Annotated in this window: 11 protein-coding genes; 7 read left to right on the plus strand and 4 right to left on the minus strand. The window is 41.3% G+C overall.

Annotation, left to right across the window (positions count from 1 at the left end):
- Positions 1–427: 427 nt before the first annotated feature.
- Positions 428–1,606: an RES family NAD+ phosphorylase gene (locus tag L4C35_RS00265; RefSeq protein WP_428461005.1), complete on the minus strand. Its 1,179-nt coding sequence runs from the start codon at positions 1,604–1,606 to the stop codon at positions 428–430.
- A gap of 111 nt (positions 1,607–1,717) precedes the next feature.
- Between L4C35_RS00265 and L4C35_RS00270 the strand changes: the two genes are divergently transcribed.
- Entirely contained in the window at positions 1,718–1,915 is a 198-nt protein-coding gene (locus tag L4C35_RS00270) for a hypothetical protein (RefSeq protein WP_428461006.1), read from the plus strand.
- 76 nt (positions 1,916–1,991) lie between these two features.
- Here L4C35_RS00270 and L4C35_RS00275 read toward each other — a convergent pair whose 3' ends face one another.
- Positions 1,992–2,198: a hypothetical protein gene (locus L4C35_RS00275; protein ID WP_428461007.1), complete on the minus strand. Its 207-nt coding sequence runs from the start codon at positions 2,196–2,198 to the stop codon at positions 1,992–1,994.
- A 366-nt stretch (positions 2,199–2,564) separates the two neighbouring features.
- Here L4C35_RS00275 and L4C35_RS00280 point away from each other — a divergent pair, with 366 nt between their 5' ends.
- On the plus strand, positions 2,565–4,229 hold the full coding sequence (locus tag L4C35_RS00280) for a deoxycytidylate deaminase (RefSeq protein WP_428461008.1): 1,665 nt from the start codon (positions 2,565–2,567) through the stop codon (positions 4,227–4,229).
- 140 nt (positions 4,230–4,369) lie between these two features.
- Positions 4,370–4,567 (plus strand): hypothetical protein, encoded by a 198-nt coding sequence (locus tag L4C35_RS00285; protein ID WP_428461009.1) that lies wholly within the window; start codon positions 4,370–4,372, stop codon positions 4,565–4,567.
- Between the two features lie 77 nt (positions 4,568–4,644).
- Here L4C35_RS00285 and L4C35_RS00290 read toward each other — a convergent pair whose 3' ends face one another.
- A complete protein-coding gene (locus L4C35_RS00290; RefSeq protein ID WP_428461010.1) occupies positions 4,645–4,851 on the minus strand; it encodes a hypothetical protein in 207 nt (68 codons plus the stop codon).
- Positions 4,852–5,072: 221 nt separating this feature from the next.
- Here L4C35_RS00290 and L4C35_RS00295 point away from each other — a divergent pair, with 221 nt between their 5' ends.
- Positions 5,073–5,270 (plus strand): hypothetical protein, encoded by a 198-nt coding sequence (locus L4C35_RS00295; protein ID WP_428461011.1) that lies wholly within the window; start codon positions 5,073–5,075, stop codon positions 5,268–5,270.
- 506 nt (positions 5,271–5,776) lie between these two features.
- Entirely contained in the window at positions 5,777–5,974 is a 198-nt protein-coding gene (locus tag L4C35_RS00300) for a hypothetical protein (RefSeq protein WP_428461012.1), read from the plus strand.
- Positions 5,975–6,508: 534 nt separating this feature from the next.
- Here L4C35_RS00300 and L4C35_RS00305 read toward each other — a convergent pair.
- Positions 6,509–7,039 (minus strand): GNAT family N-acetyltransferase, encoded by a 531-nt coding sequence (locus L4C35_RS00305; RefSeq protein WP_428461013.1) that lies wholly within the window; start codon positions 7,037–7,039, stop codon positions 6,509–6,511.
- 135 nt (positions 7,040–7,174) lie between these two features.
- On the opposite strand from L4C35_RS00305, the gene L4C35_RS00310 reads away from it, so the two are divergent.
- Positions 7,175–7,372 (plus strand): hypothetical protein, encoded by a 198-nt coding sequence (locus L4C35_RS00310; protein WP_428461014.1) that lies wholly within the window; start codon positions 7,175–7,177, stop codon positions 7,370–7,372.
- 508 nt (positions 7,373–7,880) lie between these two features.
- Positions 7,881–8,097 (plus strand): IS66 family insertion sequence element accessory protein TnpA (gene tnpA, locus L4C35_RS00315; RefSeq protein ID WP_428461015.1); only part of this gene is annotated, 217 nt, incomplete at its 3' end.

An 8,097-nucleotide genomic window follows, 5' to 3' on the forward strand; every position in this document is an offset into this window, starting at 1 on the left:
CACTACAACCACCAAAATGTAACCACTTCCCTGCCAACGCACCGACCACAATATTGAAAGCGGCACTCCTCGAAAATGGCGAGGCAATAGCCAAGAAATTTAAGAACTGGGAGTACGCGGAGCATCAACCGCCACGGCCGAACCATGGTTAAAACCAATACAGAAGTTGGCGCGGTTACCAGCGAACATTCACGCAAATCGTTGAGACATTTAAAAATAAGAAGCCGCTATGAACAACGAACGATTCTTACTGCATACGAATTTATCTGGAATTGACCAACGCACAGCGACAGCGGAGTTAAGTACACAAAAAGAACTCAACCAAGTCGGGTAACGCCTGCAATAAGGTGTGCCCCACTGAACCAACAAAGCACACTGAACTCCATACCAAAACCGCCGAGTGTAGCGCATCACCTTGATTGCCTTGTTAGCAATTTCTTTCGATGCACTCTAGCTCAAACATATTTTCGAGTTCATCATTTTCAGAACTAAATATCGCCAAATTCACCCCAGAACTATTTTTCACACTCGGATATCTTAACCCCAAAATATTCTCTCCAGAATCATTACGGAACTTATACCTAAAATACTCAGATACAATCTGAGTTGGTACATAATCAACATGTTCTTTACCATCCTTTTGAACAGGAGCAATCAGATCCTCAACAAAAGAATAAACAAATGAAATGTGATGCTTACTATCATATTTATCTGGTTCAAAAACGCTCGGGATACTTGGAAGCTCGACAAAATCTATAACTTGAATGTCCACTGTTGAGCGGAACTTACCTATTGACCAATAAGATGCTGTATCAACAACTTCTTTTTCCGCTGTTTCTCGATCCGATGCTAAATAAAAATATGAAATACCAGCGGGATTCATCCTACCTGCACTAGCTATACCAACTGGAGGAACACCAATATCAGAAAAAGTACTGTATGTTGTCTCAGCATTACTACTTACACGAACTCGATAAAAGGTAGAACCAGCAGGAATCACTTTTAATAACTGTTCAGATTTACACACATTGCTAAGAGCATCTAACATACTCGCTATCGGGATATAATCAGGTCTACCAGATAAAAATTCATCTTCAGGTTCAGCTAAAAAGAGGTAACGAGTTTTAGTTAAAACTTGTTTTTTGAAACTATTCCAACCGCAAGATAAAGTGCTTAATGGGTCCTCAATTGACCAGTCATTATCTACATGAGACACAAGATATTGACTAGGGTCAGAGCTTTCACATAAATCCTCACATAGCTCACCAGACCAACCTGGATCAAATTCACCAATTATTTCGTATATATTTGTTTCTTCTTCTAACCATTCTTTTTCAACGCGCGGCATATCTGTATCTTGAGCGTCTGCATAATATTTATAGATAGAGTCATATATACGCGTCATCACGATATCATAAGGAGCGGCAATAACTTCACCATCCTCATTTTCTTCACCGCAATAACAACATGACACTGAACATAAATTTGCATTCACTAACTTTTGTAATGCAGAATCAATTACACATTCAGAACAAATAAATTTATCTAACCCACTTAACTGTGGAGTTTCCCACCTTGAAATCATTAACTCTGAAAAATGACCCATCTATAAGTTCCCCCTAAATTGCTAACGCCTTGGCATAAGGTGCGCCAACGCTGAACTTACTAAAACAAATACACTTCAAACCAAAACCGCCGAGCGTTAAGCGTCACCTTAATGCCCTTGTTACCCGGCCGTTTGACTTGGCTAAAGCAGCTTGCCTGCCATGATGAGATACAGTTGAAAGCCGCGCTGATTAAGCGCGACAAACACCCAACCCAAAGCAGACAAATTCAAAACTATAACCACGAAAATTACTGCGCGTTTACCCACAAAATAGCGGCTACGATGAAGTTAGCACTATGGTTTACCTAGTGAAGCCACACCTTACATTTGCGATAAAATTGATAACAACGCAGCCAAACTAAAGCCGCGAACATCGCCCACAATTTTACTGCTTACGGCAACCACCAAAATGTAACCACTTCCCTGCCAGCGCACCGACCACATTATTGAAAGCGGCTATCCTCGATGATGGCGCGGCAATAGCTGAGAAATTTAAGAACTGGTAAGTACACGGAGTATCAACCGCCACAACCGAACCATAGTTAAAACCAAATACAGAAGTTGGCGCGGTTATCGGCGAACATTCACGCAAAACGTTGAGACGTTTAAAAATAAGAAGCCGCTACAAACGACGAATGATTCTTACTGCATACGAATTTATCTGGAATTGACCAACTCACAGCGACAGCGGAGTTAAGTACACAAAAAGAACTCAACCAAGTCGGGTAACGCTCGCCATAATACGCCACAACGTATTACGATAATGTTGATAGACCACCGAAAACACTAAAGCCAATTCAGACCTAGAATGCCGAGCGTTGGTGGTCGTTTTGATGGCTTTGTTATGAAGTTTATCAGGCAGTTAAACTACTTATTCCACATAAAAACTGTATACCAACTCATTATGCTGGCAGTATAATAAAAACAACACACATAATAACATTGTTTTGGATGGCAAATGAGTAATAACAATGAGTACTTAGCTTCGGCTTTAAAAAAAATTCATAGTAAAAATGAAGATTTCATTATATTAGGTCTTACTGGTCGTACTGGCAGTGGGTGTACAACTGCTGCAGAAGTGCTAGCAAAGCCAATAGAAAAAATACAGCACAGCCTTTACAGCGGTGACAATCCGAAAGATAACTCACAAAGAAAAGAAAAAATCATAAGAAAGTACTTTAACCAAAATTGGCAACCATTTTTACACTTACGTGTCAGTTCTATACTGACAATGATGCTATTAGAGATAGAAGACTCTGGCCAGTTGCAAACTTTCTTAACAAAAAATAGTAAATTTGTAAGAACTTCCGACATTGACTTTCTATTAACGAGTTCAATTGATTTAAAGAAACAAAAAAACAATTGTACTGCAGAAGAGTTTTACATTGACTATTTAACCACCTTAACTAGTCAAATAAGAAATCAACTTGAAGAAGCAAGTTTCATAAAACTTTTCCAATTGCTTGGTAAAAATGCAAGAAGGTCTGGTTCTGTAATAGTAAGTGATATTAAAAAAGGTGCCTTCTACACTATAGCTGAACAAACAAACAAAATAATAAGCGCATTAAAAAAAGGTAATGATGTACTAGGTAAGAGTACCTATGTAAGTATTGATGCTATTAGAAATCCATTGGAAGCAAGCTATTTTCAAGAACGCTTTGCATCATTTTACTTACTTGCGGTTTCATGTAATGAAAAAACAAGGAAAGAAAGACTATCTCTTAAAGGGTTATCTACTGATAGTATTAAAGAAATTGATGAGAATGAATACTCAAGTCTCGATTTTGACGACCAAAAAAGTTTTACAGATCAAGACTTGCAAGGATGCCTGCAACGTGCTGATATCTATGTAAACAGTAGTAGAATTGAAGGATGTGAAGACACATTAGAACAACTTTCAAATCAATTAATTAAGTTTGTTTGTCTAGCTCAAAAACCCGGACTTATAACACCCTCACCAGAAGAACGCTGCATGCAGATGGCTTATACTGCCAAACTGAATTCCGGCTGTTTATCTCGACAAGTAGGAGCAGTTGTAACTAAAAATAATTTCTCTATAAAGGCTGTAGGATGGAATGATACTCCATATGGACAAGTGCCATGCAACCTCAGAAACGTTGAAGATTTAGATAAAAATATTGACGAGGATGCATATAGTCCATTTGAACGTGAAAACACTAAGTTTAAACAGCAAGTAAGAACAAAGTTAATCAAGTTTAAGTTAATTGAAGATAATGGTTACAACCACTCGTATTGCTTTAAATCAGAATACAACACCTTAAAAAATGAAAAAAATCAGGTACACACAAGATCGCTACATGCGGAAGAAAACGCCTTCTTGCAAATTTCTAAAGATGGAGGTTCTGGTGTTGAAGGAGGATTCCTCTTCACTACAGCGAGTCCGTGTGAACTATGTGCAAAAAAAGCTTACCAACTGGGGATGACCAAGATCTTTTATATTGACCCATACCCTGGTATCTCTATGGATCATATCCTAAGTTCAGGTAAAGCTGAGAAGCAACCAGAAATGAATCTCTTTAAAGGCGCCATTGGCAGAGCTTTCCACAATTTATACACGCCTATTACAGCTTACAAAGATGAGTTAAACGCCCTACTCTCATAATGATCGTACAATTCGTGGCCTGAAAGTCAGGCTACGAACTTAGTAAAACTTCATAACGCTGGCATAAGGTGCGCCAACGCTGAACTTACAAAAACAAATACACTTCAAACCAAAACCGCCGAGTGTAACGCGTCACCTTAATGCCTTTGTTACCCGGCCGTTTGACTTGGGTTAAGCAGCTTGCCTGCCATGATGAAAGGCAGTTAAAAAATGCGCTGATTAAGCGCGACAAACACCCAACTCAAGGTAGACAAATTCAAAACTATAACCACGGAAATTACTGCGTGTTTACCCACAAAATAGCGGCTACGATGATGTTAGCACTATGGTTTACCTAAAAAAGATGAACCAAAAACGAGCGCGAATACGGATAAAAAGGCAGCCAAGACTAAAGCCGCGAACAACACCCACGATTCTATTTGTTTCGGCTACCACCAAAATGTAACCACAGGTATGCCAACGCACCGACCACATTATTGAAAGCGGCATTCCTCGAAAATGGTGAGGCAATAGCTGAGAAATTTAAGAACGAGTAAGTACGCGGAGCATCAACCGCCACGGCCGAACCATGGTTAAAACCAAATACAGAAGTTGGCGCGGTTACCAGCGAACATTCACGCAAGCCGTTGAGACATTTAAAAACAAGAAGCCGCTATAAACGACGATCGATTCTAACTGCATACGGATTTATCTGGAATTGACCAACGCATAGCGACTGCGGAGTTAAGTACACAAAAAGAACTCAACCAAGTCGGGTAACGCTGGCATAAGGTGCGCCAACGCTGAACTTACAAAACCAAATACACTTCAAACCAAAACCGCCGAGTGTCAGGCGTCACCTTAATGCCTTTGTTACCCGGCCGTTCGACTTGGCTTAAGCAGCTTGCCTGCCATGATGAAATGCAATTAAAAACTGCGCTGATTAAGCGCGACAAACACCCAACTCAAGGCAGACAAATTCAAAACTATAACCACGAAAATTACTGCGCGTTTACCCACAAAATAGCGGCTACGATGAAGTTAGCACTATGGTTTACCTAAAAAAGATGAACAAGAAACGCGCGCCAATACGGATAAAAAGGCAGACCAAACTAAAGCCGCGAACAACACCCACAATTCTACTGCTCACGGCAACCACCAAAATGTAACCACAGCCATGCCAACGCACCGACCACAATATTGAAAGCGGCAATCCTCGAAAATGGCGAGGCAATAGCCAAGAAATTTAAGAACTGGCAGTACGCAGAGCATCAACCGCCACGGCCGAACCATGGCAAAAACCAAATAAAGAAGTTGGCGCGGTTACCAGCGAACATTCACGCAAACCGTTGAGAAATTTAAAAATAAGAAGCCGCTATGAACGACGAACGATTCTAACTACATACGGATTTAACTGGAATTGACCAACGCACAACAACAGCGGAGTTAGGTAAACAAAAAGAACTCAACCAAGTCGGGTAACGCCTTGGCATAAGGTGCGCCAACGCTGAACTTACTAAACCAAATACACTTCAAACCAAAACCGCCGAGCGTCAAGCGTCACCTTAATGCCTTTGTTACCCGGCCGTTCGACTTGGCTAAAGCAGCTTGCCTGCCATGATGAAATGCAATTGAAAACGGCGCTAATTAAGCGCGACAAACACCCAACTCAAGGCAGACAAATTCAAAACTATAACCACGAAAATTACTGCGCGCTTACCCACAAAATAGCGGCTACGATGAAGTTAGCACTATGGTTTACCTAGAAAAGATGAACAAGAAACGCGCGCCAATATTGATAAAAAGGCAGACCAAACCAAAGCCGCGAACATCGCCTACAATTTAATTGTTTACGGCAACCACCAAAATGTAACCACTTCCCTGCCAGCGAACCGACTACAATATTGAAAGCGGCATTCCTCGATGATGACGCGTTAATAGCTGAGAAATTTAAGAACTGGGAGTACGCAGAGCATCAGCCGCCACGGCCGAACCATGGTTAAACCAAGTAAAGAAGTTGGCGCGGTGACCAGTGAACATTCACGCAAGTCATTGAGACGTTTAAAAATAAGAAACCGCTATGACCGACGAACGATTCTAGCTGCATACGGATTTGTCTGGAATTGACCAACTCGCAGCGACAGCGGAGTAAAGTAAGCAAAAGAACTCAACCAAGTCGGGTAACGCCCAATTAAGGTGCGACAACGCTATAACACCCAAACTAAACCATTGCGCCGTAAACACAAATTTCAAACCGGAGTGAAGTCGCCAAGCGTTAGGAGTCACTCTTAAATTGTTTGTTAGAAGCACGTTTTCGAATAAATCACCGTACTATCGAGTTCGCCTGATGGCAAACGCCTTGCATTAACTAGCTGCCCTTCAAGCCCATAGCCGCATCGCTTTGCAACCGCCTGACTCTTTAAGTTTGTAGCTGCCATCTTAATTTCTACTCTCATGGCACCTTTATCATTAAATGCATACTGTTCTACCAAACTAATAGCTTCAGTTATGTAGCCAGAGCCTACCTTTGACGTTTGCAACCAATAGCCAATTTCAAAATACGGCACGGATTCATCTCTAACGATAAAACCCACAGCACCAATAAACGATCCCGTTTTCTTTTCGATAATGTTAAACCAAAATTCTCCTGAAAAATTGGAGAAATTGATCACAGCTTCCTGAATATTTTGCTCAAGAGCTTTCTTCGTTAAAGTATCTGAAACCCAAGGCAAAAATTCAGAAAACTCTGACCTACACTCATCAATAACTGTATACATAGCATCGATAAAATCTAATGACGGAGCTACTAATTTGAGCCTTTCACTTTCCATCAAAACTCCTATGTTAGGTCGTGCTTATAACGCTCGCCATAATACGCCAGCAACGCATTACGAACATGTTGATAGACCACCGAAGACACCATAGCCAATTCAGACCTAGAATGCCGAGCGTTGATGGTCGTATTAATGGCCTTGTTACCCGGCCGTTCGACTTGGCTAAAGCAGCTTGCCTGCCATGATGAAGTGAAATTAAAAACGGCGCTGATTAAGCGCGACAAATACCTAATTCAAGGCAGACAAATTCAAAACTATAACCACGAAAATTACTGCGCGTTTACCCACAAAATAGCGGCAACGATGAAGTTAGCACTATGGTTTACCTAGAAAAGATGAACCAAAAACGAGCTCGAATACTGATAAAAAGGCAGCCCAAACTAAAGCCGCGAACCACGCCCACAATTCTATTTCTTTCGGCAACCACCAAAATGTAACCACTTCCCTGCCAGCGCACCGACCACATTATTGAAAGCGGCATTCCTCGATAATGGTGCGGCAATAGCTGAGAAATTTAAGAACGAGTAAGACGCAGAGCATCAACCGCCACGGCCGAACCATGGTTAAGACAAAGTACAGAAGTTGGCGCGGTTACCAGCGAATATTCACGCAAGTCGTTGAGACGTTTAAAAATAAGAAACCGCTATAAACGACGAACGATTCTTACTGCATACGAATTTATCTGGAATTGACCAACACACAGCGACTGCGGAGTTAAGTACACAAAAAGAACTCAACCAAGTCGGGTAACGCCCTGTTAAGGGTAAGCGTCTAATTAACCACACATTCTAATTTCAGCAAGCCTTTGTCATAGTTTCTCCAGCCTAATGGAGGAACTATGACACAATCAGAAAAGCACCAACATTGGACGGCCATTGTTTTCAAGCAACAAGAAAGTGGCCTTTCCATTCCACATTTTTGTAAAGAGCACGACATCAACTACGCCACTTTTCACTACTGGCTGAAAAAGCTCAAGCAAACCGACGATGAACAAGTAGCTCACCAAGTGGTCATGAATGATCCCCCATCTTTCAGTGGGGAAATGGTTGTCGTGC

This window comes from Photobacterium kagoshimensis, assembly GCF_050337045.1.
GTDB classification, from domain to species: domain Bacteria; phylum Pseudomonadota; class Gammaproteobacteria; order Enterobacterales; family Vibrionaceae; genus Photobacterium; species Photobacterium kagoshimensis.